The organism is Streptosporangium sp. G12 (assembly GCF_052983175.1).
Genome location: NZ_JBRIQO010000031.1, coordinates 1 through 24945, shown reverse-complemented (window position 1 = coordinate 24945; position 24945 = coordinate 1). Strand labels below are relative to the sequence as shown.

At 69.7% G+C, this 24945-nt stretch carries 20 protein-coding genes; 7 read left to right on the top strand and 13 right to left on the bottom strand.

Annotation, left to right across the window (positions count from 1 at the left end):
• Nucleotides 1–30 precede the first annotated feature (30 nt).
• Both ACVCAG_RS37485 and ACVCAG_RS37480 read left to right on the top strand, forming a co-directional pair.
• Nucleotides 31–1917 carry a ricin-type beta-trefoil lectin domain protein gene (locus ACVCAG_RS37485; RefSeq protein ID WP_447191280.1) on the top strand — a complete coding sequence of 629 codons (1887 nt, stop codon included), beginning with the start codon at nucleotides 31–33 and terminating at the stop codon, nucleotides 1915–1917.
• Nucleotides 1918–2126: 209 nt separating this feature from the next.
• A complete protein-coding gene (locus ACVCAG_RS37480) occupies nucleotides 2127–2594 on the top strand; it encodes a hypothetical protein (RefSeq protein ID WP_440087745.1) in 468 nt (155 codons plus the stop codon).
• 327 nt (nucleotides 2595–2921) lie between these two features.
• On the opposite strand, the gene ACVCAG_RS37475 is transcribed toward ACVCAG_RS37480, so the two are convergent.
• From ACVCAG_RS37475 to ACVCAG_RS37465, 3 genes are all read right to left on the bottom strand, one after another.
• The gene (locus tag ACVCAG_RS37475; protein ID WP_447191279.1) at nucleotides 2922–3386 is read right to left on the bottom strand and encodes a hypothetical protein; all 465 of its coding nucleotides are present in this window, start codon (nucleotides 3384–3386) and stop codon (nucleotides 2922–2924) included.
• Nucleotides 3387–3749: 363 nt separating this feature from the next.
• Nucleotides 3750–5276 carry an MDR family MFS transporter gene (locus ACVCAG_RS37470; RefSeq protein WP_447191278.1) on the bottom strand — a complete coding sequence of 509 codons (1527 nt, stop codon included), beginning with the start codon at nucleotides 5274–5276 and terminating at the stop codon, nucleotides 3750–3752.
• A 375-nt stretch (nucleotides 5277–5651) separates the two neighbouring features.
• The gene (locus ACVCAG_RS37465) at nucleotides 5652–6197 is read right to left on the bottom strand and encodes a DUF308 domain-containing protein (RefSeq protein ID WP_440087742.1); all 546 of its coding nucleotides are present in this window, start codon (nucleotides 6195–6197) and stop codon (nucleotides 5652–5654) included.
• Nucleotides 6198–6512: 315 nt separating this feature from the next.
• On the opposite strand from ACVCAG_RS37465, the gene ACVCAG_RS37460 reads away from it, so the two are divergent.
• Both ACVCAG_RS37460 and ACVCAG_RS37455 read left to right on the top strand, forming a co-directional pair.
• Nucleotides 6513–9236 carry a BREX system ATP-binding domain-containing protein gene (locus ACVCAG_RS37460; protein ID WP_440087741.1) on the top strand — a complete coding sequence of 908 codons (2724 nt, stop codon included), beginning with the start codon at nucleotides 6513–6515 and terminating at the stop codon, nucleotides 9234–9236.
• A 110-nt stretch (nucleotides 9237–9346) separates the two neighbouring features.
• A complete protein-coding gene (locus ACVCAG_RS37455) occupies nucleotides 9347–9793 on the top strand; it encodes a VOC family protein (protein ID WP_440087740.1) in 447 nt (148 codons plus the stop codon).
• A 166-nt stretch (nucleotides 9794–9959) separates the two neighbouring features.
• Here the strand turns inward: ACVCAG_RS37455 and ACVCAG_RS37450 are convergent, their stop codons facing one another.
• The 5 genes from ACVCAG_RS37450 to ACVCAG_RS37430 form a co-directional block, all read right to left on the bottom strand.
• The gene (locus ACVCAG_RS37450) at nucleotides 9960–11570 is read right to left on the bottom strand and encodes a tannase/feruloyl esterase family alpha/beta hydrolase (protein ID WP_447191277.1); all 1611 of its coding nucleotides are present in this window, start codon (nucleotides 11568–11570) and stop codon (nucleotides 9960–9962) included.
• Between the two features lie 183 nt (nucleotides 11571–11753).
• Nucleotides 11754–12431, bottom strand: a complete 678-nt coding sequence (locus ACVCAG_RS37445; RefSeq protein ID WP_440087738.1) for a response regulator — start codon at nucleotides 12429–12431, stop codon at nucleotides 11754–11756.
• Nucleotides 12428–13729, bottom strand: coding sequence for a sensor histidine kinase (locus ACVCAG_RS37440; RefSeq protein ID WP_447191276.1), 1302 nt, complete (start codon nucleotides 13727–13729; stop codon nucleotides 12428–12430). Before ACVCAG_RS37440 ends, ACVCAG_RS37445 begins: the two co-directional genes overlap by 4 nt.
• A gap of 51 nt (nucleotides 13730–13780) precedes the next feature.
• Nucleotides 13781–14566: an ABC transporter permease gene (locus tag ACVCAG_RS37435; protein WP_447191275.1), complete on the bottom strand. Its 786-nt coding sequence runs from the start codon at nucleotides 14564–14566 to the stop codon at nucleotides 13781–13783.
• Nucleotides 14567–14626: 60 nt separating this feature from the next.
• Complete coding sequence (locus ACVCAG_RS37430) at nucleotides 14627–15544, bottom strand: ATP-binding cassette domain-containing protein (RefSeq protein ID WP_440087735.1); 918 nt, start codon at nucleotides 15542–15544, stop codon at nucleotides 14627–14629.
• 310 nt (nucleotides 15545–15854) lie between these two features.
• Here ACVCAG_RS37430 and ACVCAG_RS37425 point away from each other — a divergent pair, with 310 nt between their 5' ends.
• Entirely contained in the window at nucleotides 15855–16325 is a 471-nt protein-coding gene (locus ACVCAG_RS37425) for a hypothetical protein (RefSeq protein WP_440087734.1), read from the top strand.
• A gap of 50 nt (nucleotides 16326–16375) precedes the next feature.
• Here the strand turns inward: ACVCAG_RS37425 and ACVCAG_RS37420 are convergent, their stop codons facing one another.
• The 5 genes from ACVCAG_RS37420 to ACVCAG_RS37400 form a co-directional block, all read right to left on the bottom strand.
• On the bottom strand, nucleotides 16376–17740 hold the full coding sequence (locus ACVCAG_RS37420) for an acyltransferase family protein (RefSeq protein ID WP_440087733.1): 1365 nt from the start codon (nucleotides 17738–17740) through the stop codon (nucleotides 16376–16378).
• Between the two features lie 115 nt (nucleotides 17741–17855).
• Nucleotides 17856–19487 (bottom strand): alpha/beta fold hydrolase, encoded by a 1632-nt coding sequence (locus ACVCAG_RS37415; protein WP_440087732.1) that lies wholly within the window; start codon nucleotides 19485–19487, stop codon nucleotides 17856–17858.
• A 581-nt stretch (nucleotides 19488–20068) separates the two neighbouring features.
• Nucleotides 20069–20497, bottom strand: a complete 429-nt coding sequence (locus tag ACVCAG_RS37410) for a GntR family transcriptional regulator (RefSeq protein ID WP_447191274.1) — start codon at nucleotides 20495–20497, stop codon at nucleotides 20069–20071.
• Complete coding sequence (locus tag ACVCAG_RS37405) at nucleotides 20497–21309, bottom strand: hypothetical protein (RefSeq protein ID WP_447191273.1); 813 nt, start codon at nucleotides 21307–21309, stop codon at nucleotides 20497–20499. The genes ACVCAG_RS37410 and ACVCAG_RS37405 overlap by 1 nt, the downstream gene beginning before the upstream one ends.
• A gap of 558 nt (nucleotides 21310–21867) precedes the next feature.
• Entirely contained in the window at nucleotides 21868–22194 is a 327-nt protein-coding gene (locus ACVCAG_RS37400) for a hypothetical protein (RefSeq protein ID WP_447191272.1), read from the bottom strand.
• A 1248-nt stretch (nucleotides 22195–23442) separates the two neighbouring features.
• Here ACVCAG_RS37400 and ACVCAG_RS37395 point away from each other — a divergent pair.
• Together ACVCAG_RS37395 and ACVCAG_RS37390 are read left to right on the top strand one after the other, a co-directional pair.
• Complete coding sequence (locus ACVCAG_RS37395; RefSeq protein WP_447191271.1) at nucleotides 23443–24009, top strand: hypothetical protein; 567 nt, start codon at nucleotides 23443–23445, stop codon at nucleotides 24007–24009.
• Between the two features lie 275 nt (nucleotides 24010–24284).
• Nucleotides 24285–24773 (top strand): CAP family protein, encoded by a 489-nt coding sequence (locus ACVCAG_RS37390; RefSeq protein ID WP_440087727.1) that lies wholly within the window; start codon nucleotides 24285–24287, stop codon nucleotides 24771–24773.
• Nucleotides 24774–24945: the final 172 nt, after the last annotated feature.

Sequence of the window (24945 nt, the reverse complement as noted above, 5' to 3'; positions counted from 1 at the left end):
CAATCGCACCCCCCGAAAGGACCCCCTGCCGTGTTCCGACCACCTCGCCGGGCCCTCACCCTCGCCCTGGCCTGCGCCGCCGCCCTGTGGGCGACGGGACCCGTCGCCGCCACGCCCGCCCTGGCCGCCAACGAGCCCGTGAACATCTGGCTCACCACCACGTCCGACGCGGGCGGCCGGACCGTCACGCGGGGTCTTCAGCAACAGTCCCCCATCGCCTTCGGCCCCGCCGGAGGCAGTGCCAACCACACCATCACCGTGAACGAGGGCACCACCTACCAGCAGTTCGAAGGCGGTGGAGCCTCGATCACCGACACCACCGCCTACCTGCTGCGCGGCGGCCCGATCAGCGCGGCCACCCGCGACGCCGTGATGCGCAGGCTCTTCCACCCCACCGACGGCATCGGCCTGTCGTTCGTGCGCAACCCGATCGGCGCCTCCGACCTCTCGCGGCCCGGCAACGTCTCGCTCGACGACACCTGCTGCGACCTCAACGACTTCGGCGCCAACGGGTACGACACCAACGTGCGCCTGCTCACCCAGCAGGCCAAGTCGCTCAACCCGGCCCTGCGCGTCAAGGGCGTGCCGTGGAGCGCCCCCGGCTGGATGAAGGACAACGGCCGGATGGACCAGATGGGCTGGCTCAAGTTCGAGCACTACCCCACCTACGCCCAGTACCTGGTGAAGTACGTCCAGAGCTACCAGAACGCCGGCATCCCGGTCGACTACATCTCGGTGCAGAACGAGCCCAACTGCTGCCAGGCGGGCAACCCGACCGCGATGAACTATCCCGGCATGAGCTGGAACTCCTCCGGACTGGCCGAGTTCACCAAGAACCACGTCTACCCGGCCTTCCGCGCCGCCGGCATCACCACCAAGGTCCTCGTCCACGACTGGAACTACGGCGACTACGCCACCATGGGCGCCGGCGTGCTGAACGACACGGGCGTGCGCAACGACCCCCTGTTCGGCGGCATCGCCTGGCACGGCTACTTCGGCGACCCGGCGGTCGGCACCCAGGTGCACAACCAGTATCCGGCCGTACGCCAGTTCAGCACCGAGCACTCGGGCGGCACCTGGATCGGCAACCAGCACAACGAGGACCTCGCCGACATCGTCAACTACGCCCGCAACTGGAGCGGCAGCCTCGTCAAGTGGAGCCTCGCCCTCAACCAGAACATGGGCCCGCACAACGGCGGCTGTGACGTCTGCACCGGCCTGGTCACCGTCCAGGAGGGCGGCCCCCGCGCCGGCCAGGTCGACAACACCATCGAGTACTACACGACCGGCCACCTCACGAAGTTCGTCAGGCCCGGGGCGTTCCGGATCGACTCCACCGCCAACGCCACGATCCAGAACGTCGCCTGGCGCAACTCCGACGGCTCCAAGGCCCTGATCGCGCACAACCGCGGCACCTCGGCCCAGTCCGTCCGGGTCAACTGGGGCGGCCAGTCGTTCGTCTACTCGCTTCCGGCCCGCACCACCGCCACCTTCACCTGGTCCGGCACGCCGAGCGGCAACCCCGGCGACCCCGGTGGCGGCGCCATCACCGGCCTGGCCGGCAAGTGCATGGACGTCGCGGGCGCGAGCAGCGCCGACGGCACCGCCGTCCAGCTCTACTCCTGCAACGGCACCGCCGCCCAGCAGTGGACCCGCCCCGGCGACGGCACGCTCCGCGTGCTCGGCAAGTGCCTGGACGTCGTCGACAACGGCACGGCCAACGGCAGCCGGCTCCAGCTGTGGTCGTGCTTCGGCGGCCCCAACCAGCGGTGGACCTACAACCCCACCACCAGGGACCTGGTGAACCCCGCCGCGAACAAGTGCGTGGACGTCACGGGTAACACCAGCGCCGACGGCACCCGCCTCCAGCTGTGGGAATGCACCGGCGGCGCGAACCAGAAGTGGACGATGTCCTGACCTGAGCGGAACACGGGCGCGAACCCTCCGCAGGGGGTTCGCGCCCGTGGCCTTCCCGGGTCCTCCGAGCTCCGGACGCCCCGGTGGCGGCGTTCTCGCCGCGGTCCGTCGACGCCGCTCCCTCAGCCTCCGCCGGTGGCCCACGACCCTTGACGTCAACTTTAAGCATCGAGGTGATTACCCACAGTGATTACGGTGCATGAGGTCACATGCCAATCAACCCTCAGCACCAACGGGAGCACCCCATGCACACCCGCACCACCGCAACGGCACTGGCCGCTCTCGGCCTTCTCGCCGCCCTCACCACCGTCGGCGCGAGCACCGCCTCCGCCTCCACCTCCGCCCCGGCCCCCTGCGCGCGGGAATATCTCGCGCTGATGAACGCCGAGGACGCCCTCACCAACGTCGAAGCCCTTCCCGAGGTCAAGGCCGCCCACGCCGCCCTGATGAAGGCCGGCGCCGCCGCCAACGTCGACCAGCTCTCCCAGAAGGCGGCTCTGCAGCAGCTCGGTGTCAAGGCACCGGGACTGGACCCCGCCGCGAAGAAGATGGTGGAGGCCTACAACGCCGCCGGAGCCAAGTACGTGCAGGTGCGCGACGCGGCTCTCCTGAAGATCGCACCGCAGCGGCAGAACTCCAGGAACACGCTCAAGAAGTGCCTGAACGCCCACTCCTGACCATGGAGATGTGACGCGGCCGGAGTTCCCGGTGCCACGACCAGGGCGGTACGCCTCCTGGTGATCGGGGACCCCGGCCGCGTCCGGCGCGGAGGACCGCGGCCCGACGACGACCACCCGGCAGGCTCGGCACGCTCAGAGAGCACGCGTTCAAAGGGCACGCGCTCAGAGAGCACGCGCTCAGAGAAGGCCGGCGTCCGGTGTTCGGCGGGGAGCGACCGCCGCCCGGACTCCGGGCGAATCCCGGCGAAGGCGCCGGCGGGATCGCCGGCGCCTTCGCGGATTCATCTGCCGAACGCGGTGCGCGTCACGACGTCAGCGGGTGGTTCAGAAGGAATCGCGGTGGTAGTTACCCCAGTCGAAGTCGCCGGAGCGGCCTTCGCCGATGCGGACGCGGAAGCCGTCGAAACCGCCCTTGGCGCTGTAGCTGAACTTCCACTCGTGGTGGCCGCCGGTGTTGAAGCGGCGGTTGTGCCAGCCACGGTCGTCGTGGTAGTAGAAATCGATGAAGGTGTTCTCCCGGTCGCGGTCGCGGTCCCAGGTGTTGATGTCGAAGTGGTAGCGGCCGTTGGAGTAGTACCAGTAGCCCTTGTAGTAGGAGCGCTCGCCGCGCGACTCACCACGGCCGAAGCTGGAGTAGCCGGAGAACCAGTGCTTGGTGTACTGCGCCTGGGCGACCGCGGCCGTACCCGCGGTGGTCGCGGTGGCGGCCTGGGCGGGGGCGGCGACGATACCGGCCGCCAGGGCGCCGGCCAGGGCCGTGCCGACAAGGACGCTGCGAAGCTTACGCATGAGGGATTTCCTTTGATCGAGGGTGTTCGGGAACAACCCGTGTGACCTGTGCCCGGTGCGCCTTTTCGGTGCCGCGCTCCGGACAGCACTGACATTAGGCAGAAGAAAAGTCCCGTTCTGCGTACAAACGCACATATAGCGCCGAGCGTGCACTACGACACACAAAACCTCGGTTCCCCGCTGGATCGGGCACCTCGCCACAACCGGACACCCTCCGGCGCGCCGCCGTTCAGAGCCGGCGGCCGGGCGCGGTGAAGGCCAGGTGGGCGGGTTCACGCGCCGGCGAGATGGCGGCGTCGAAGAGCTCTCCGGCGACGGCCGCCCCGGCGGGGAAGGTCACAGCGTCCCGTCGTCCCACCGTCGTCAGGCCGGCTGTTCCACCGACCGGGTCTCCTCGGCCTCCTCGGTCTTGCCGGTCTCCTCAGTCTCGCCGACCTTGTCGGTCTCTTCGGGCTTGCCGGCGTTGTCCGCCCGGGCGGGCAGGAGCAGGGCGGCGACGACCACGGCCAGGGACAGCACCGCGCCGATGATGAAGGCCAGCCGCATGCCGTCGAGGTTGGCGAGCGTCTCCGTGACCCCCGCGGCTCTCAGGTTGTCGGTTCGCGCGCTCATCACGGTGATCACGAGAGCGATACCGACGGCCCCGGCGACCTGTTGCAGCGTGCTCAGGATCGAACTGGCGTGGGAGTAGAGCGGCGGCGGGACCGCTCCGAGCCCGAGGGTGAACACCGGGGTGAAGACCGCGGCCAGCCCCACCATCAGCAACGCGTGCAGACCGAGAAGCTGCCAGAACGGCATGGTCATCGTGACCTGGGTGAAGCCGGTGAGCGCGAGCGTGATCCCGATCGAGCCGGGGATGACCAGAACCCGGCCACCGAACCGGTCGAACAGGCGGCCGACGGTCGGACTGAGCAACCCCATCGCGAGGCCGCCCGGCATCACGAGGAGCCCGGTCTGCAGGGCGCTGAGCCCGCGGACGTTCTGCAGGTACAGCGGCAGCAGGATCATCGAGCCGAACATCGACATGAAGGCCACCGCCATCAGGATCAGCGCGACCGTGTAGGTGCGGTAGCGCAGGGTGCGCAGATCCAGCAGCGGCACGCCGCGCTTCTGCAGCGACAGCTGGCGGAAGACGAAGACGGCGATGGCGACCAGGCCGGCCGCCACGATCGCGACGGCGACGCGGGCGTCACCGCTCTCGAACCGGCTCAGCCCGTAGACCAGGCCGCCGAAGCCGCCGCCCGCGGTCACCACGCTCAGCCAGTCGACGGTGCTGAACTGCGGCTCTCCGACGTTCTTGAGCTGCTTCAGGCCGCCCCAGGTGATCAGGGCGGCGATGGGGAGCACCACGGCGAACAGCATTCGCCAGGACCCGAACTGGAGGATCACCCCCGAGACCGTCGGGCCCATGGCGGGCGCGACCGAGATGGCCAGGGAGACGCTGCCCATCACCCGCCCTCGGTCGCCCTCGGGCACCACCTGCATCAGCGTGGTCATCAGCAGCGGCATCATCACGGCCGTCCCGGCCGCCTGGATGATGCGAGCGCCCAGCAGCACCCCGAACGACGGCGCGACGGCGGCCAGCAACGTACCGAGCAGGAACAGGCCCATCGCGGTGGTGTAAGCGCCGCGGGTGGAGACCCGCTGCAGGAACCACCCGGTGATCGGGATGACAACGGCCATGGTCAGCAGGAAGGCGGTCGAGAGCCACTGCGCGGTCTGCTCGGTGATGTGCAGCGCGCTCATCACCTGCGGGATCCCGTTGATCAGGATCGTCTCGTTGAGGATGACCACGAATGTGGCGAGCACCAGCAGCCGGATCACAGCCGGGGTGCGACCTGGGGCGGCTGTCGCGGGCTTGGCGGGTGAGTCGAGCTGTGGGCTGTGCACGGAACCTCGATCGGGGGTTGTCGGATATGACACGTGGTCATCGCTGGCGTTCCAGCCTTGGGTCTCACGAGAAGTCGTGGTCTGCAAAGAATGACCGATACCACCGACAAAACTCATCGCCCGTCCTCAGCATTCCGGCAGGCGATGTGAAACGCCACCCGATTTTCACCGGCGAACGACGATCCCCAGATCGCGCACGGGAACCTTCAAATCCCCCCTGACCTGGGCTAACACCTCGCGCACCCGCCCCGAGGGGCCGGGCACCACTGTGACGAGCGCCACGGATCGGGAAAGGTCGTCGATCCCAGGCGACCGGCTCGTTTCGGCCCGGTTCATACGTCTGAACCAGCCGCCACCACCGCGTCAGGATGCCGATCAGGCCTGGGCGACCCGCGTCCGGCGGCGCCGCTTCCAGGCCAGGGTCGCGGCCTGGATGACGAAGAAGGCACCCCCGGCCGCGGTGTACATGATCAGCGCGGTCAGGCCGGGGTCGTCGCCGACGGCGGCGGGCAGGTAGGTGAGACCGGCGATGACCGACAGGGCGCCGGCGACGAGCATCGGCCACTGACGGCCGAGCTCGGGGCCGCGGCGGCGGATGGCCACGGTCAGCTGGGCGGCACCGGAGACGATGGCCCAGAGGCCGAACACGAACAGCACCGCGCCGACACCGCTGATGGCGGCGAGGCCGAGACCGGCGGCGGTCAGGGCGCTGAGCGCCGTGTTGAACACCTGCAGCCTGCGGGCCGGAGTCCCGGGATCCTCACGGACGTCGAACAGCGAGGCGACGACGTCGATGACCGGGTACGCGATGAGCAGGATCACCGAGGCGGCCGTCAACGAGTCGTGGACGGCGGCGAAGCCGACCGACCAGGCGATCGCGATGAGGCCACGGACGAGGTAGATGCGAAGGAGTGACGACATCAGGGATTTCCGCTTTCTTTCCGGCTTCCCGGCGTTCCGGGGTACGGGAATCACTCTGACCACCCGTACCGGCCGGCCGCCCCGGGGAGAGACCCTGGGCGGGACACTGGTCCCCGGCCGCAAGGCTCACCAGGTACCCCCGGGTGGCGAGGTGCCGGTCCGCCGCTTCGGGCAGCGGCGACGGCCGTCGGCGGCGAGGCCGATCATCATGGTCTTCCGGCACGCCGGTCCGGCGTTTCGGCACGTCACGAAGTTTGGTGCCACTTGTCCGTCGGGGAATCAGGAGTGTTGTAACCTCCCCGGCAGGGGGATTACGTGCCGATCAACACCAGGACTTCCGCGCTGCGGGGGCGGCGACGCGAGCAGGAGGCACTCGACCGGCTGCTGCGTGACGTCCGCGCCGGACGGAGCCGGGTGCTGGTGCTGCGCGGCGAGGCCGGAGTGGGCAAGACCGCCCTGCTGGACTACCTTGCCGAGGCCGCGTCGGCCGGCCAGGTGACCCGCGCGGCAGGGGTGGAGCCGGAGACCGAGATCGCCTACTCGGCGCTCCAGCAACTCTGCGCGCCGCTGCTGGGCCATCTCGACCGGCTGCCCGAGCCGCAGCGGGACGCGCTCGCCACCGGGTTCGGCCTCAGCGCCGGTGATCCGCCGGACACGTTGCTCGTCGGGCTCGCCGTGCTCGGGCTGTTCGCCGAGGCCGCGTCGGAGCGGCCGCTGGTCTGCGCGGTGGACGACGTGCAGTGGATGGACCGGATGTCGGAGGTGATCCTCACCTTCGTCGCCCGCCGGCTGGACTCCGAGTCGGTCGCCCTCGTCTTCGCGGCGCGCAGCCCCGGCGACGAGCGGATCCTCGGAGGACTGCCGGAACTGCGCGTCGAGGGTCTTCCCGACGCGGACGCGCGGGCGCTGCTGGCCTCCGTACTGCCCGGCCCTGTCGACGCCCGCGTACGCGACCGGATCGTCGCCGAGACCCGCGGCAACCCGCTGGCCCTGCTCGAGCTGCCGCGCGATCTCACGCCGGCGGAACTGGCGTTCGGGTTCGGCGGACACAGCGCGAAGCCGCTGGTGAGCCGGGTCGAGGAGGGCTTCCAGCGGCGCATCGCCGCGTTGCCTCCGGAGACCCGCACACTGCTGCTCACCGCCGCCGTCGAACCGGTCGGCGACGTGCCACTGCTGTGGCGCGCGCTCGAACGGCTGGATGTCGGCACGGATGCCGCGGCACCCGCGGCGGCCGCGGGCCTGGTCGAGATCGGGACCCGGGTCCGGTTCCGGCATCCGCTGGTCCGCTCGGCCAGCCGGCGCTCCGCCGAGCCCGCCGGGCTGCGCGCGGTGCACCGGGCGCTCGCCGAGGTGACCGATCCAGAGCGGGAGCCCGACCGCCGTGCCTGGCACCGGGCGCACGCCGCGCCGGGGCCGGACGAGGAGGTCGCCGGCGAGCTGGAGCGGTCGGCCGGCCGGGCGATGACCCGTGGCGGCCGGGCGGCGGCCGCGGCCTTCCTGGAGCGCGCGGCGGAGCTCACCCTCGATCCGGCGAAGCGCGCCGGGCGCATCCTGTCCGCCGCGACGGCCCGATTCACCGCCGGAGCCCTCGCCGAGGTGCCGGACCTGCTGGCCGCCGCCGAGCTCGGTCCGCTGGACCCGGTGCAGCGGGCCGGAGTGGAACGGCTGCGCGCCAAGGTCGCGTTCGCGCTCAACGCCGGGCGGGCGGCCGTGCCGCCGCTGCTCTCGGCCGCCCGCCGCCTGGAGGCGCTGGATCCCGCCGCGGCCCGGGAGACCTACCTGGCGGCGATCGGCGCGGCCGTGAACGCGGGGTGGCTCGGCGGCGGCGACCTGCGCCGGGCGGCCGAGGCCGCCCGCGGCGTTCCCGCGGGCGAGGAGCCGGCCGGTCTGCTCCTCGCGGGGCTGACGGCGTGGATCCTGGAGGGGCACGCGGCGGCGGTGCCGCTGTTCACCCGCGCCCTGGCCGCGGTCCCCCCGGACAACGACCTGGACCTGGTCTGGCTGAACGGGATGGTCATGCACGAGGTGTGGGACGACGTGGCGTTTCTCACCAGGACCGAGCAGGCCGTCCGCCACGCCCGCGAGACCGGCGCGCTGTCCCTCCTGCCGAGCGCGCTGACCTTCCGCGCCACCGCGCTGATCTACGCCGGCCGCTTCGCCGACGCGTCGGACCTGGTCGACGAGGCCGAGGCCCTCGGGAACGCCACCGGCTCGTCCCCGCATCCGGCCACCGCGGTCATCCTGGCCGCGCATCGCGGACGCGAGGAGCCGGCGCTGGAACTCAACGAGGCTCTGGTCGGGAACGCCGAGGCGGGCGGCCTGGGATGGTTGCTCGCCGTCGCCGGATACAGCAGGGCGGTGCTGTTCAACGGGCTCGGCCGGTACTCGGCAGCGCTGGAGGCGGCCCTCGATGCGGCTCGGCACGAAGACCCCGCCGTCCTGCAGTGGACGCTCGGTGAGCTGGTCGAAGCCGCCGCACGCGCCGGGGCGGGCACCGTCGCGGCCGAGGCGCGTGACCGCCTCGCCGCCCGGACGCGTGTCGTCGGCACGAACTGGGCACGCGGCGCCCAGGCTCTCGCGGACGCGCTCGCGGTCCCGGCCGGGCCGGTCGAGAAGCACTACCGGGAGGCGATCGAGCGGTTCGCCGCGACTCGGCTCGGCCTGCAGGCCGCCCGGGCCCGGCTGCTCTACGGTGAGTGGCTGCGACGGGAGAACCGGCGGGCCGACGCCCGGACGCAGCTGCGGATCGCCCACGAGGCGTTCACCACGATCGGTGCGGACGGTTTCGCCGAGCGGGCCGGCCGGGAACTGGCCGCCACCGGCGAGACGGTGCGCAAGCGGACCCCGGGGGTACGGGAGGAGCTCACCCCCCAGGAGGCGCAGATCGCGCGTCTGGCCGTGGCGGGGCGTACCAACCCGGAGATCGGCGCCGTGCTGTTCCTCAGTCCGCGTACGGTCGAATGGCACCTGCGCAAAGTCTTCACCAAGCTCGGCATCGGTTCCCGCCGCGAGCTGTCCTCCGCCCTGCGCGACAGGTGATCCCAGGGCCGCCACCAGGGTGTCGCCCTGGGGCGAACGCCCTGCTCCGCACATGATTGTGAATGCCGGATGCCGAACGGCACCGCCGTGATCATGGAGGAGTGGGGACAATGGTGGACTACATGCTTGAGGTGATCGTGCTGCCGGTGGCCGACGTCGACCGGGCCAAGGAGTTCTACAGGCGGATCGGTTTCCGCGAGGATCTCGACTACGTCGCCGATCAGGACTTCCGGGTCGTGCACTTCACCCCGCCGGGCTCCCACTGCTCGATCATCGTGGGCAAGGGCATCGGTACCGCCGCGCCCGGGTCGACGGAGAACGTTCACCTGATCGTGCGTGACATCGAGGAGGCCCGGGCCGACCTGGTCAGCCGCGGTGTCGAGGTCAGCGAGATCTTCCACGACGAGGGCGGCGTCTTCCACCACGCGGGCACCGAGAAGCGGGTTCCCGGCTTCTACCCCGGCCGCCCCTCGTACGGCTCGTTCGCCTCGTTCAGCGATCCCGACGGCAACGGCTTCCTGCTGCAGGAGGTCACCGAGCGCTTCCCCGGCCGCTGAGGCCGGGCCATGGGCGCCGACCGGGTGACGGCGGCGACAGGCGACGCGCCGGGCCCTCGCCTGCCGGGCCGGGCGGCGTCGCCGTGAGCGTGGGCGAGTCCGGCGGGCGGGCATGGGGCGGCGGCCCCGGCGAGAGCGCCGGGGCCGCCGCGTCGTTCGGACGAGGTCAGGCGGTGACGCAGCGGTAGTTCGCGGCCGAGGCCGTGTCGCCGTGGCCGGTGTAGCGGGCCACCATCGGGTAGCGGCAGACGTCGCGCGTGACGGTCTCGCCGCCGGGGCCGGAGGCCGAGGCGGCGAGGGTGGCCGGAGCCTGGCCCTTCTCCACCCAGTTGACCAGCGCGCCCAGGTCGTCGGTCGGGTACGGGCCGGGGCCGCCGGCGCAGTGGTTCACGCCGGGCAGCAGGAACAGGCGGTAGAAGTCGTCGACCCGCTTGTTGCCGCCGAGGACCCGGTTGACCCGCTCGCGGTAGGCGATCGTGCCCTGGGTGGGGACCAGCTCGTCGTTCTGGCCGTGCCAGCTCAGCAGCTTGCCGCCGGCCTTCGCGAACGCCGACAGGTTCGGGTCGTCGGTACCGATGACGTCGTTGAACCGCAGCTGCGACGCGCGGAAGATCTGCGCGAACGACGTGTAGGTGAGCTTCGTGGTGTCGAACGACGGGTTCCGCTTCACGAAGTACTTGACCCAGCTGTCGGCGACGGTGAACGGCGTGCCGGGAGTGGCCAGGGCGTCGAGGCTCGCGCCCTTGTTCGGCCCGTACCAGAGCCTCCGGCCGGAGGAGGAGACCGGTCCGGCCCAGATCTTGCGCACCGCGTCGGCGGTGGCGCGGGAGATCGTGATCTTCTTGCCGTCACAGTCGATCTTGGTGCCGGCCAGCCGCCGGGCGTCCCAGCGGCACTCCCGCGGGTCGTCGATGATGCCGTCCTTGACCCCGTCGAGGGTGTCGCAGGCCTTGACCGCGGCGGTGTTGAACGCCGCCAGCTCACACGGGGTGGGCGCGACCTTCTCCTCGGTGAAGACGGCCTGCGACCAGAGCGTGGCGACCGCGAACCGGTCCCAGTTGATCGCCGGCGCCTTGGCCAGGATCCCGTCGAAGTCCGTCGGGTGATCCTGGGCCTCCGCGTATCCCTGGCGGCCGCCGGTCGAGCAGCCGTTCCAGTACGCGTAGCTCACGGGCCGGTCGTAGAACCTCTTCGCCACGTCCTTGCCGATGACGGCCATGTCGTGCAGCGAGCGGGAGGCGAAGTTCTCCAGCAGCGGGGTGTCGACCTTTCCGGCCGGGGTGAGCGCCCAGCCGCTGACGTCGAGCGGGTTCGCGCCGACACCGGCGTCGGTGGCCGCGGCGACGTACCCGGCCTTCACCGCGCCGACCAGCGAGGAGCCGCTGAAGTCACCGGCGAGGTAGGCGCTGCCGCCGAGCGCCTGGAACCTTCCGGTCCAGTTCTCCCTGTCCTGGGGCAGCGAGATCTTGATGTTGACGTGGTCGTTCGCGCCCGGGTGGCTCACCGTGACGGTGAAGTCGCACCAGGCCGGCACGTCGGTGAGCGTCTCCTCCTGGGGATGCAGCGGAGGAGCGGCGGGGAACGTGACGGTTCCACCGGCGTTGGCGACCGCCTTCACCGACTCCACCTTGGTGCCGGAGGGCGCGGAGACGGGAACGGCGGCACAGGTCGCGGCCACGGGGCCGCTGTCGCGGGAGACGGCGTCGGCAGCCGTCGGCGCCAGCGCCGCCACCGCCGATACCGCCGCCGCCATCAGGACGATCAAGCGTCGTTTCATGCCCGACACCCTCACGTGAGACCCGCGGGCCTCGCCCCAGGGAAACACCCTGGGGCGCCCCCTGGCCGGGACGTTCACCAACCGGCCGTCGTCGTGGCAACCGGAGACACGTTCCCCCTTGGGCGCCGCGGTCACCGGATGAGCGTCGAGGACGCTGAGCGTGACCAAGGAGGCGGCGAGCGATCAGAGCGGCTCCCGCGTCTCGGGGGTGAGCAGTCGCCGGTTGAACGCCTCGGTGACGGCGGCGGCGCGGTCCCCCACGCCGAGCTTGGCGTAGATGTTCAGCAGGTGACTTTTGACCGTGGCCTCGGTGATGAACAGCCGGGCGGCCGCCTCACGGTTGGTGTTCCCGGCCGCCACGAGTTCGAGGACCTCGAGTTCCCGCCGGCTGAGCAGTTGCGGGGCGGGTGTCCTGACCCGGCTCATCAACCGGGCGGCCACCGAGGGAGAGAGGACGCTCTCGCCCTTGGCGGCGGCCCGCGCACCGCGCAGCAGGTCCTCCCGGGGAGAGTCCTTGAGCAGGTAGCCGGTCGCGCCCGCCTCGATCGCCGGCAGTACGTGGGTGTCGGTGTCGTAGGTGGTCAGAACCAGCACGCGCGCGGCGACGCCGAGCCTGGTCAGCTCGGTGATCGCGGTCAGCCCGTCCATGCCCGGCATGCGCAGGTCCATCAGGATCACGTCGGGCTGGAGCTCCTTGGCGAGCCGCACGACCGCGGCGCCGTCCGCGGCCTCGCCCAGCACCTCGAATCCGGGCGCGGAGGCGAACATGCTGCTCAGCCCGTCCCTGACGATGGGATGGTCGTCCGCGATCAGCAGCCGGATCGGGGGCTCGGCTGCCGGCTCGGCCGTGCGATCGGTCATGTGCGGCTCCCGGCCGGCAGGATGGGGATGCAGGCCGAGATCCCGGTGCCGGCGCCGGGCTCGGACTCGATCCGCAGGCTCCCGGACAGCCCTTCGACGCGCTGTCGCATGATGGTCAGGCCGAACCCGCCGCGGGACGGCGGTTGCGACGCGCCGTTCCCGGCCGCGCCTGCTTCGAGACCCGCGGGTTCGAAGCCCCTGCCGTCGTCGCGTACGTCCAACGCCACCTCGTGTTCCAGGTAGGACAGCGTCACTCCGACCCTGGTCGCGCGCGCGTGCTTGGCCACGTTGGCCAACGCCTCCTGTGCCGTGCGCAGCAGCGCGAACTCGGTCTCCGGTGTCATCGGCCGTACCGTGCCGGTCGTCGTGACCTGGACGGCGAGCCCGTGCAACCTCGACCACCGGTCGGCGACGTCGGTGAGCGCGTCGCTCAGGCGCGCGGTTTCCAGTGGCTCGGGCCGCAGCGCGTCGACCGAACGCCGGGCCTCTGCCAGGCTCTCCCTCGCCAGCGTCTTCACGGCTTCGAAGGGGCGGTGCCACCGCTCCGGGACGTCGTGCATCTGCTCGGCGGCCTGGAGTTGCGTGATGATCCCGGTGAGTCCCTGCGCCAGGGTGTCATGGATCTCGCGAGCCATCCGCTGGCGCTCGTCGAGGATTCCCGCCTCCCTGGCCTGGGCGAGCAGCTGGGTGTGCAGGCCGGCGTTCTCGGCGAGCGTCGCCTCCAGCAGCCGGTTCGTCCGGCTCAGCTCGGCGAGGGCCTGGACGCGCCGCTCTCTCTCCTGCTCGGCGAGCTGGAGGAACCAGGCGGTGACGCACATCATGACGATGTTGACGACAACGATGATCACGGAGATCGTCAGGCCGAGAGCGGTCGTCTTGGGCACGTCGGATGCCTGTGCGACGCCGGCCACGACCGCCACGGTGGCCACGCCCAGCAGCCGCCACGGCCAGCGAAGGATGGTGAAGGCGTAGATGTAGGGGGCGGGGGTGAACAACCCGAACACGGGGTCCCGCGCCACCAGGATCGCGGTGATCACCACCAGGCCGGTGAAGAAGACCCCCATGATCAGTGGGCGCTCCCACCAGGCGGGACGCAGGGTGAACATGACGAGCATCCACCCCGCGGCCAACCCGCACAGGCCGAGATCGACGAGCAGGGAGTCGTCGCCCGCCGGCCGCTCCACGATCACCTTGAAGATGACGAGGGCGGCCAGCAACGTGTACGGCACCACGGTCACCAGCAGAAAGGGGGGCCGTCCCTGCTCCGCGTCACAGGACTCCGGCATCTGCCCGCTCACATCCCTCTCCATTCGTCCCGAGTCTATTCCCGGTGAAACCGGCGAACCGCTCTATTCCCAGCGGAACCAGCGGACCGCGATGACCGCGCACACGACCGCGTAGCCCGCCAAGGTCGCCAAGGGCTGGGCGGACGGGAAATGGCCCTGGAAAGAAGCCTCCTGGAACGCCTGCATGCCCGCGCCGAGCGGGGTGTAGTGGCTGATGTCCTGCAGCAGCGGGGGCATCTGCGCGATCGGCACCCAGAGCCCGGCGAAGAACATCATCGGGAAGAACAACACCGTGCCGATCGCCGTGGCCGGGCCACGTCCGGGCGCCAGCGCGGTGATCAGCAGGCCGATCGAGAGCAGCGCGGCGGCCGCGAGCAGCCAGCCGACGGCGAAGCCGGCGAGATTCTGCGGCAGGCGGACGCCGAAGCCGAGCCCGGCCACGGTGAGGAACAGGGTCACCGCGACGACCGCGATGGAGAGGTTGGCCACGAGCTGGGCGGCGAGCACGCGGGCCGGGCCGATCGGCGTGGTCCGCATGCGCCGTAGCACGCCGTTCTCACGGTATCCCGCGAGTATCGTCGGCAGTGCGGTCAGCGCCAGGATGGCCAGGTTGAACAAGATGATGACCGGCACGTAGAGGTCGAAGTACGTCAGGCCTCCGCCGGCCTCCATGGGCTCCCGCAGGATGGGGACGTTGCCGAGGATGACCAACAGGACCAGCGGGAAGCCGACCCCCCAGAGAGGACCGGTCTTTTCGCGGACGCAGAGTTTGATCTCGGCTTTGGTGAGCCTCCACGTTGCGGAACCGCGCTTGGCGGTGAAGGGCGCGGCCGTGTTCAGGGCTGACATGGGTATGGCTTCCTCTCTGTGGACGGGCTGCATCGGTTCGGATCGCTCGGATCATGCGGATCACGAGGTGGCATCGGGGCGTTTCCCGGTCAGCTTGACGAACGCGTCCTCCAGGCTCGCCTGCTCGACGCGCAGCCGTTCGGCCACTATCTGGTTGCGGGCCAGTACGGCGGTGACGGCGTTGAGCGCGTCGCTGTTGCCGCTGACGATGACCAGCTCGCCCCGGCGGGTGACGCCGGAGACCTCGGGCAGGCTCCTCAGCAGCTCGTCGTCCATCTGCCTGGACGGGCGGAACTGGATCCGCTGCTCGATACGGGCCCGCTCGGCCAGACCGGCCGGGGTGTCCACCGTGACGACGCGGCCCGCGTCGATCAGGGCCAACCGGTCACACAGCCGCTCGGCCTCCTCCATGAAATGGGTGACCAGCACGATCGTCACCCCGCGGGAGCGCACGCCCTCGATCAGGTCCCAGGTGTCGCGCCGTGCCTGCGGGTCGAGGCCGGTGGTGAGCTCGTCGAGTATCGCCACCTGAGGGCTGCCGACGAGCGCCAGCGCGATGGAAAGCCGCTGCTTCTGGCCACCGGACAGCTTGGCGTACCTGGTCCTCGCCTTGCCCGCCAAGCCGAGGCCGTCCATCAGCCCGCGCCAGTCGGCAGGCTTGGGATAGAAGGAGCTGTAGAGCTCCAGGGCCTCGGCGACCTCCAGCCGCTCCTGGATCTGCCCCGCCTGCAACTGCACACCGAGCCGCCGGGTCAGCTCGGCGTGGTCCCGTCGGGGATCGAGCCCGAGTACCTTGATCTCGCCCCGGTCCGGCACGCGGAGGCCCTCGATGCACTCCACGGTCGTCGTCTTGCCGGCGCCGTTCGGGCCGAGGATCCCGAGGATCTCGCCCTCCTGGACGGTGAGCGACACGTCGTCGACCGCGACATTGTTTCCGTAGCGCTTGTGGAGATTGCGTACCTCGATGACCGGTGGCATGCGCGTGTCCTCTCGGGCTCGACCCTGTCGGCGACTGGCTATGTCCACCCTTCTACGGCGGCGCTCGTTCCGACATTGACCAGTGGACGGGACCTGGCCGCCGTTCGGCGGGGGGATCGGCTCCACCGGGTGGTGGTCGCGATCCACCGATCGGTTGATCGCGACCCGGACGAGCGGAACGGGGAGACCGGCGGGACCGGTCTCCCCGAAGGTGACGGGTTCCGGCGTGACGAAGGACCGGGATCCCTCATGCCGGCAGCGTCGGAGGACGGTCTTCTCCGATCCACGGCGACGCGAATACGCTGGGTCCGTGCCGCCGTGTCTCGACGTCTACGTGTGGGTTCCAGACCCCGGCTCCGAGGTCTTCGGGCGATTCATCGACGAATACGTCAACATGGACGCCCCCGGCGACGAGCGGTTTCACGCTTTCAGGCGGGTTCGTGTCCTGGGCATCGCGAGCGACGCGGACGGCGAGGTCCTCGACGAGTTACTCCGCGACGGGGATGACGCCTTCACCCTCTACCTCAGGGCTCGCGACCACTACCAGGCCATCATCACGGTCACTCGTGACGGGGCGACGGTTCTCGGCCTCAGCGTCGAGGCCCCGGACGACCTGCCGGAGACGCTCAGGCAGGCCGAGCAGCTCATGGAACGGCTACGACGACAGTTCTCCGCCCCGGCCGGACTCGCGGGGGTTGAACTACCTCCGGCCACAGACCGCTCCGAATGGCACGAAGAAGGCCTCGTACTGCTTCGCACGGGTGAACTCCCCACACCCTGATCCGGGATCTGATCGGTGGGGAAGGGCGGCTCCAGGATGCCCCACCCCGATCACTCCTGCGCCGGATGCGAATACCGCCAACGGACGAGACCCAGGAGGGCGACACCGCCGAAGTAGGCGACCAGCACCGTCACGGGCAGGCCCACCGGTCCGTGGTAGCCCAGGCCGGCCAGAGCGAGGGACAGAAGCCCGGCGAGCACGGCACCGACCCCGGCGATCGTCAGTGCGGTGGGCCACACGCCTTTCACCGTCCCCACGAGATCGGCCCGCGGCCCCGTACGCTGCTCGAAACGCCCGAACACCGCGACGAGAAGGGCGAGAACCAGCGCCAGACAGGCGAGCCAGGGAAGGCGCAGGAGCAACCAGAGTGCCGACCCGGGCGTGGCGTCGGGCATCACCGCCGTTCCGTAGAGCACCAGGACGCCGATCACGACGGCGGTCATGTGCCAGAGGAAAAGCGTCATGATCACCAAGTTGATCGCCACGACGACGGTCCACGGGCCCGGCCGTCGCAGCCACCGGTTCCCCCGGTCACGCGTCCACAGGGCGATTCCCGTCTGGGTGACGGCCAGAGCCAGGAGGGCCAGCGTAGGTGGAGAGGTGTTCCGTATCTCCTCCCCCCCGAACCCCACCATGCTGACCGGATAGGGGCCGACCACCGTGAGCAGCACGAGGGCGATGAACCCGACCGCCGCCATCGGTAGAGCCACGCTCCGCCGGGACGGCAGGCGCCCGTCCTGCCAGGCGAAACCGAGTTGATGCACGGCCAGCCAGGCGAGCAGGAAATTCGCCTGGCCCACGTAGGGAACGGTCAGCACCAGACGGGCCAGGTCGCCCCCGCCGACCAGGACCGCCAGGATGATCGGCACGGCCAGACCCGCACGCCGGTGCAAGGCGTACATCGGCGGGGTGAGGACCATCACGGCGATGTAGGCGACCAGGAACCACAACGGGATCGAGGCCAGCCAGACCGCCACGCCGATCAGGTCGGGCTCGGCACCCAGAACCCCGGCCGTCAGAGCCGCCACCGCCAGCCCGCCCAGCAGCATCGTCGTCGGGCGCAGAAGCCGAGCGGTCCGGCCCAGCACCCAGCCCATGGCATTGCCACCCCGCCCGAGATGGGAGGTGAAGGACATGGCGTTCGCGAAGCCGCCCACCAGGAAGAACAGCGGCATCACCTGGAACAGCCACGTCAGCGGATGGGTCCACGAGGCGACCTGGAGGATGCTCGCGCCCTGGAAGCCCTCGCCGTCGCGGGTCACGTAGATCGCCAGCCAGTGCCCGACGACGACCGCCGTGATCGCGACGGCGCGCAGCAGGTCGACATGGCGCTCCCGCTGCGGCGGTGTTCGCTCGGCCAGTTGCCGCACCTGCCGCGTCATCCGATGAACGACCCGGACAAGGTGCGCTGCCATGTCACCGACGCTCGACATGATGAGAACGTTCCTCCATCCACGTCATGTCAAGCGGCTTCTCGTCCATGAGGATCGATGTGATCCACCGGCACACGGCAGTCCACGGGCAACGGCCCTACAGCGGCCCCACGGAAGGTATGTACGGCGAGGGCGTGGAGCGAGCGGCGGCGCCGGCCGGTGACGGCGCCGGGCAGAAGCGGTCTCGCCCGGGCAGTGCCCCGGTGGCGAGGAAGGAGTTCATCGCCTCGTCGGCGCAACTGCCCAGCCCGACGACGCCGTGGCCACCCTGGTCGACCGTGATCATGACGGCCCGCCGTCCGAGCGCGGCGCGCAGGCCGCGCGCGCCCGCCAGGGACGTGGAGGGATCGCGGGTGTTCTGCAGGATCAGCACGTTGCGCGGCCCGTGACCGGTGACCGTCACCGGCGGCTCCACCGGCCGGCTGTGCCAGGCCGCGCACGGCCAGAGGTTCGAGGGCATGCCCGCCGTCACCGGCCACGCCCGCCGGTCGGCCGCGACCTGCCGGGCGTGCAGCGCCACGCTGCGCGGCCAGGCCGCATCATCGCAGATCACCGCGTAGAAAGCGGCGATATGGTTGTCCGCCGGTATCCCCGCCCTCCCCGCGCCCCCGCCGACAGACCCAGGCCGGTCCAGCCGCGTCAATATGGCGGTGTCCACGGTAGAGCCTGAGACGGCGGCCGCGACCTCCTGCCACAACTCGGCCATGGAGGGGAAGTAGCCGTCGAAGTAAAGCCTCATTCGGGTGATCTCACGCAGGGCGTTGCCGTCGAGTACGAAGCCGCTCGGGTCCGGCAGGGGTCGCCGGTCGAGGGCCGCGGTCAGCCGATCGTAGGTGCGCCTGACCTCGTCCGGCGTCGCGCCGAGGTGATAGACGGCGTCCCGCTCGGCCGCGAAGGCGAGCAGGTCGGGCAAACGCGCCGCGACCGCCTCGTTCCAGTTCCGCAACATGTCCCGCCAGACCATGCCCGGATCGACGGCGCTGTCCAGCACGATCCGATCGCCGCGTCCGGGGAACAACGAGAGGTAGACCGCCCCCAGGTAGGTGCCGTAGGAGAGGCCGAAGTAGGACAGTTTCGGCTCACCGAGCGCGGCTCGGATGCGGTCCATGTCCCGGGCCGTGCTGGCCGTGGTGATGAACGGAAGCAGATCGCCGGAATGCTCGGCGCACGCGGCCGCGGTGTCTCGTGCGAAGGCGATGTTGCGCTCGATGCCACCATCGGGCGCCGGGTAGGGCAGCAGCAGCGTGAACTGCTTCACGAGATCGAGACCGCAGGTGACCGGGGCGCTGTGGCCGACCCCTCGCGGATCGAAGCCGATCAGGTCGTACTGATCCAGGACCTCGGGCGGCAGTACGACCGCCAGCCGGCTGGGCAGGTCCAGGCCGCTGTCGCCCGGGCCTCCCGGGTTGGACAGCAGGATCCCCCGGCGCGACCCGGGTCGCGCCGTGCCGATCCGGGAGATCGCGATCTCGATGTTCCGCCCGCGCGGGGCGCGGTAGTCCAGCGGCACCCGCAACGTCGCGCACTGCTGGCGTGGGTCGCGCGTGATGCCGCCGGGCGCCGTCGGCGGGCACTCGCCCCAGATCGGAGCCGCTCCCCCGGCTTCGGCCACCGCCGGTTCCGGCGCGCCTGTCCTGGGCTCGGCCGACGTGGGCGCGCCTGCCGCCACGGTGGCCACTGTCGCCGCGGCGATGAACACCGTCAGTCTTGATCGCAGAATTAATCGCACTGATACCCCTTTTCGAAAGGAACAGATGCTTTCTCGATTGCCATGAACTCGGCACCGCCGGATACGCGAGACCCTTCGCTCGATCACGCGGAGAAACGGGGACCGTGGTTCACGGTGGGAGTCGAGCGGGCGGACGCCGCCCGTGACGCCCTTCGTCCAACGATCCGGAGCCCCGCTCTGACAGGAGCCTCGCCTTGATGAGAGTCGGCCGGGAGAACGACCGATGCCATGGAGGTTTTCGTGCGTTCGGCGGCTGGTGGAGATGGCGGCCGCCACCGCTCAAACGATCCGGTCGCCACCGCCACCCGTGATTCGACCGCTCCCAGCAGGTCACGGGGCTTGACCGACAACGGAACGGTCAGTGGCGTCAGCAGGCCGACGCGGGCGGAGTCGCCGCCATCCACCGTTCCGGCCCCGAACTCCCATGGTTACGGCGAGCCGCCACCCGGATGGATCGATCGGTCAGACGCCCGCGCCTTTCACGAACCGGTTTCCTTCACGGCGACCGGAACGGGCGGCGGGGTTGGCGCGGGATTTCCGGAGCAGCCGATGCGACGGCTCGGACGCCGCCTGATCAGCCGCTACGCGGACGTCGCGTGCCCGGCGACATGACCCTCGCGGCCGGGTCGTGGTCGTGACGAGGCCGGTGCCGCCGCGCCGGAGGTCAGGGCCGCCTGGATGATGCGGATCGCCTCGCCCGTGTCGATGCCGACGCTGGCGATCACGGCCGCGTAGTCGGCGGCGGCCCGGCGGGCCCGCTCCCGGCCCTCCTCGCCGGCGGCCGACACGAACGAGCCGGCCCGCCCGCGCGTCTCGATCAGTCCCGCCTCCTCCAGCTCCCGGTAGGCCCGGCCGACCGTGTTGACGGCCAGGCTGAGGTCGGCCGCGAGGTGGCGAATGGTCGGCAGCCGGGCGCCCACGGCCAGCGTGCGGTCCTGGATCTGCCGGGCGAGCTGGGCCCGCAGCTGCTCGAACGGCGGCACCGGCGAGGCCGCGTCGATGACGATCATCAAATGCTCATGGCTCGCCGGGCCACCGTCGCACTCGACGGCATCCTGGCGTGGAGCACGACGAACGCGACCAGGCCCAGGATCAGGTAGACGAACGCGGCGGCACTCCACCAGCCGGGCGCGGTGCCGAACAGCAGCACCATGGGCAGCGACCACTGCACGCTGGGTGTGGTGAGCTCGCGGGCGTCCTCCACGCGCATGATGACGTCGGCGGTCAGCGACTCCTCGTCCTGTGCCACGACCGGGTGCCTGAGCAGGTGGCGCAGCTGCATGGCGGTGATGGCCGTCGCGCCGAGCAGGCCGATCAGCAGCACGACGGCCAGCTGCCGCACGGTGGGGTCGGGAATGGCCAGGGCGCTGCCGGCCAGCGCCATCGCACCGACGAACGTGGCGACCGCGAAGACGGCGTACGGCTGGCCGAGCACGGCCCGCCAGCCGGGCTGGATCGAATGGGCGGCCCTGCGCGACAGTGTCGCGCCCGCTTGCTGGTCGACGCGTCGCACCCACCGGTCGAGCAGTGACTGTGCCAGCAGTAGCCCGACCACCAGCGTGGCCAGGGCCAGCAGCGGCAGCGGGCGATGCGTCGGGGGGCTGCCGAAGGTGGAAGCGGCGGCGAGCGAGCTCGCGAGGATCAGCACGGCCAGGAGGATCTGAGCGATGAGGCGAGCGCGTCTGCGGACCGCCAGCCGGATGGCCAGCAGCGGGGTCGGGTGAGCGTCGGCCAGATCGTGGCGAGCCAGCCACTCGCCCGCCAGTCGCAGATCGGCCGCACGCGCCGACGGGCCGGCGTCCGGTAACGGTTCATGGGTCATGGCGCCTCCTTTGTCGCAAGCTTTGTAGCAACATGGTGCGTCATACCTTGCGACAAAGTCAACGCCCCGTGGGTTCTCGTCGTCCCGCGGGCTCTCGCCGTCCCGTGGTGCGAGCCCCGGCTCAGCGGCGGGTCGTCGCCGTGGAAGGATCACGGGCTCGTCCTCCCTCTCGCCGCGGTACGCCCATGGAGCCGGACAACCTGCGACGGAGCTGGGCGGAGATCCGCGCCACGGCCGGCCTTGGAGCCGTACGGCTTCACGACAAAAAGCGCCCCGGCCATAAGTGGCTCGGGGCGCTTGTGCTGCTCAGCTGCTGTGGTCAGGGGCCGGGTCGAACCGCCGACCTTCCGCTTTTCAGCCAGGCGGAGCGATCACCCTGCTCCTCTCGACGGACACAAGGCCAGAAGGCGGTGGACGGTTGCCAACGCGTGCTCGCGGTGGCCGATGTTGTCGTCAGCCCCACCTCTCGTAGCCGGCGGTGGAGGCTCGAAGCATTCAAAGACTCTGCGGTGTCAACCCCACCAGCTCATGCCGGCCGCGAAAGTGCGAGTTGCTGGTCTACTTGTCGTCGTCTGTGGTCGTTCCTAGCCGCTCCTCGGCGCGGCGTATCCTCGTTGTGCCTTTAGGACTGTCTGCCAAGGAACCGCTCCTCACCCTGATCTTGTCGGTCTCGTCGTGAAACTTTGAAACGATGGCTGTTTGGGGCCGCACAGGTTTCACGTCACTCTCCACATACCAGAGTTCCTCTCGGACCTGCTGGCGGATTTCCCCTGCCAGTCTAATCTGAGCCTCATAGTCGTCCTTATCGGCGCTGAGACGCCACGCCTCGGTTAGTTCTCGCGCCTTCGCACTGCCGAAGACTTGAACCCCGATGATGGCCTCCACATGCATTTGAATGCGTTGCCCCTGGGCCGGAATTTTTCGACCTCGGCCAACTTCTGATGCTTGTCTTGCTGCTCGCAGCGCTGGCGGCGTAAATCCAAGTCGATGACCTTCAACGCATTCAAATAGGCATCTCTTCGTTCCTTGAGCCTCCATACATGCAGTTCTTCGTCCCTGGCCTTCGAGACCATACGTTCCATGTGCGCTTGCGCTCCAGCGAACCACGTGAAGAAGACGCCAACGACTCCAGAAGTTCCCGCCACAACCGGTGCCCCCATTCCCAAGCCATGTGAGAAATCTTCCCCTGGAGGGCTTGGCCTGGCCAGATTGAACCGCGCCGGTTTGTGTGGAGACCATTGGCGATACTTCTTATGCGGTCGATGCGGCTGAACGGTCTACGAACACTATTTGGGATTGTCAAGCGAACTAGCTGGTCAGCCGCCTCAAACCCGTTAAGACAAGGAGGGCGACCGCAGCCACCGCGCCGTTGAATCGCCGGGCGGTCCATCAGTCGCGGAGACGCACGCGCGAGGAGTGGATGGTCCTGGGACCTGTGGGGCGGGTCGTCGCCGCCGTGGAGGCTCAGATAGTGGCCGGCGAGAAACCGTTGGTGCGGCGTTCATGCTGGCCGCCGGGCGCGAACGGCGTCCGGCGCGATGTACGGAATAAGGCACCCGAGTCGTGCAACGGTCGTGCGGGGCAATCGTCTGCTCGACGCGTCTTCGTGATCGCTGTCGTACGCGACAGGCAGCCGACATCCCGTACATGGCACCCGGTTCTCTGGCCTCATCGTCACGCCCAGGCCGGTGCGCAAGCGCTGTGGTGGTGGGCTCATGCTGCCGTGGATCATCGCCGCAATCTCCGAGTCGGTTAGGACTCCGTAGCCGGCATGAGAGTGGCCAGATGAGGCCAGATAACGGCGCCGCTTACGGTGTCTCCTTTCGGTGCCGGTGGGGCGAAAGCGGCAGATGTGTCTTCGGTGGGATCAGAGTGTGACGGGTGAACCCTTACCCTCGCCCTTGGACCTGCGGCTTCACTTCCAGTCGAACAAAAGGGGATGTGGACGGCATCCGGTTGCACTGGGGAAGTCAAAGGGGCGAACGAGGTAGTCCGTAACGAAATCGGGTGTTAGTGCTGTTTGTTTCGGTCTGACCTGACGTATAGCGGTCATTGTGGGTATCGGAACGGTCTCTTAGCGTCAATGGGTGTGGGCCCTCAAGGCCCGGCCAGGAGGCGCACACGATGGGGTTCATGCGGGCCGAGACCACCGGATTCTCCGCGGTCGTCATGAATTTGGGCAACCGATGGGTGATGTGGTTCCCTGCGCGGGGAGGAGGCCGCTCGGATCGACGCACAGGCGTTGCAGTGCAGAAGCCGCTCACCGAAGCGTTCAACGGAGCGTTCGCCAGTCTGCCCGAGCCGTTTGCCAGCTGCAGCGACGGCGCGTTCGACCTCAGCAAGAAAGGGACCGGGTACACGGTCTTCCTCACCGGTGACCAGTGCCTGAAGTGGCAATGGGGCATCGAAGCCCTCTACCAGGGGCCGATCGACACCGACACCAGCATCGAACAGCTCGGCGCGGTCGTGGCCACCACCCTCGACCCCACCACCGACGCCGGCGTCGACAACATCACCCTGAACGAGACCATGCGCCGCCTGGCCCACGCCCACACCCACGCCGGCGACCTCAAGGAAGCCGACATCGTCCTGGACCAGCTCGTGGAGACCTTCCGTGACAAGGACGTCCCGGAGCCGGTGCTGGCCACCATCGTCGAGCAGGTTGAAGCCGCCCGCACCGAGCTGCACAACCAGGCCTGACAACTCCCCGGGCTTGCACCGTCCCCGCGGGCGGCGCAGGCCCACCAGGCGGCGACGACCTCGCCGACCTCGATGCCCCCCTCTCTGGCAAGGCGCCGGCTTGCGGAGAGGTGATAGGCGCTCCTGAGAGGTACCGACCGACTGTCCGAGGGTGGACAAAGGCGGCATCCGGCGGATTCAACAGGCGGCAGAGCTCCACCCGCCGCCTGTGTGAATCCGCGATGGGCAGCGAGCGTGACCGCCCGGCGTCCCCACCACCGTTCGAAGGATGTCTCATGACAGGAACCCGGCCCGCCCTGCCCGACGCCACCACCCCGGAGTTCCAGGCCGAAGCGCTCGCCGAGGCCAACGCCTACCGCACCAAGCACCACGCGCCGCCTTTGGTCATGGACGCCGAACTCAACGCCTACGCACTGGAGCGGGCCCTGTCCCGTTCCGAGCAGGAAAAGCTCGCGGCCGGCCACACCGGCCTGCGCGCACAGACGGGCGAGAACATCTTCTGGGCCGGCGACGCCGAAGCCCTTCCCGGATCCAGAGCGGTCAATAAGTGGTACGACGAGATCACCGCCTACGACTTCGCCGCCGCCCAGTTCTCCCCCAGCGCCGGCCACTTCACCCAGCTGGTCTGGAAGGCCAGCACCAAGGTCGGCATCGCGCGCGTCGCCGGCCAGCCCGGTGAGTACTTCGAGACCTACATCGTGTTCGTCTTCGAAGAGCGCGGCAACATGCGCGGCGCCTTCGCCGACAACGTGCTGCCCGCCTGACCAATCCCCACAACGCCGTCCTGCCCACCTGAAAGAAGGCACCCGGAGCCGAACGCTGGCGTGGATCCCCGCACCACGCCAGCCGGAGCTCCACACCTAGGAGCTGTTCGAGGTTCGGATCATGTGGTTGAAGTGAGGAGTTTCAGCCACATGATCGAGCCTCGGAGGTGGA

Excerpts from the sequence above, each read along its gene's own strand:
- ACVCAG_RS37480 (WP_440087745.1), top strand. The coding sequence starts at position 2,127 with ATGCCAATCAACCCTCAGCACCAACGGGAGCACCCCATGCACACCCGC.
- ACVCAG_RS37475 (WP_447191279.1), bottom strand. The coding sequence starts at position 3,386 with ATGCGTAAGCTTCGCAGCGTCCTTGTCGGCACGGCCCTGGCCGGCGCC.
- ACVCAG_RS37465 (WP_440087742.1), bottom strand. The coding sequence starts at position 6,197 with ATGTCGTCACTCCTTCGCATCTACCTCGTCCGTGGCCTCATCGCGATC.
- ACVCAG_RS37455 (WP_440087740.1), top strand. The coding sequence starts at position 9,347 with ATGGTGGACTACATGCTTGAGGTGATCGTGCTGCCGGTGGCCGACGTC.
- ACVCAG_RS37450 (WP_447191277.1), bottom strand. The coding sequence starts at position 11,570 with ATGAAACGACGCTTGATCGTCCTGATGGCGGCGGCGGTATCGGCGGTG.
- ACVCAG_RS37445 (WP_440087738.1), bottom strand. The coding sequence starts at position 12,431 with ATGACCGATCGCACGGCCGAGCCGGCAGCCGAGCCCCCGATCCGGCTG.
- ACVCAG_RS37435 (WP_447191275.1), bottom strand. The coding sequence starts at position 14,566 with ATGTCAGCCCTGAACACGGCCGCGCCCTTCACCGCCAAGCGCGGTTCC.
- ACVCAG_RS37430 (WP_440087735.1), bottom strand. The coding sequence starts at position 15,544 with ATGCCACCGGTCATCGAGGTACGCAATCTCCACAAGCGCTACGGAAAC.
- ACVCAG_RS37420 (WP_440087733.1), bottom strand. The coding sequence starts at position 17,740 with ATGGCAGCGCACCTTGTCCGGGTCGTTCATCGGATGACGCGGCAGGTG.
- ACVCAG_RS37410 (WP_447191274.1), bottom strand. The coding sequence starts at position 20,497 with ATGATCGTCATCGACGCGGCCTCGCCGGTGCCGCCGTTCGAGCAGCTG.
- ACVCAG_RS37405 (WP_447191273.1), bottom strand. The coding sequence starts at position 21,309 with ATGACCCATGAACCGTTACCGGACGCCGGCCCGTCGGCGCGTGCGGCC.
- ACVCAG_RS37395 (WP_447191271.1), top strand. The coding sequence starts at position 23,443 with ATGCGGGCCGAGACCACCGGATTCTCCGCGGTCGTCATGAATTTGGGC.
- ACVCAG_RS37390 (WP_440087727.1), top strand. The coding sequence starts at position 24,285 with ATGACAGGAACCCGGCCCGCCCTGCCCGACGCCACCACCCCGGAGTTC.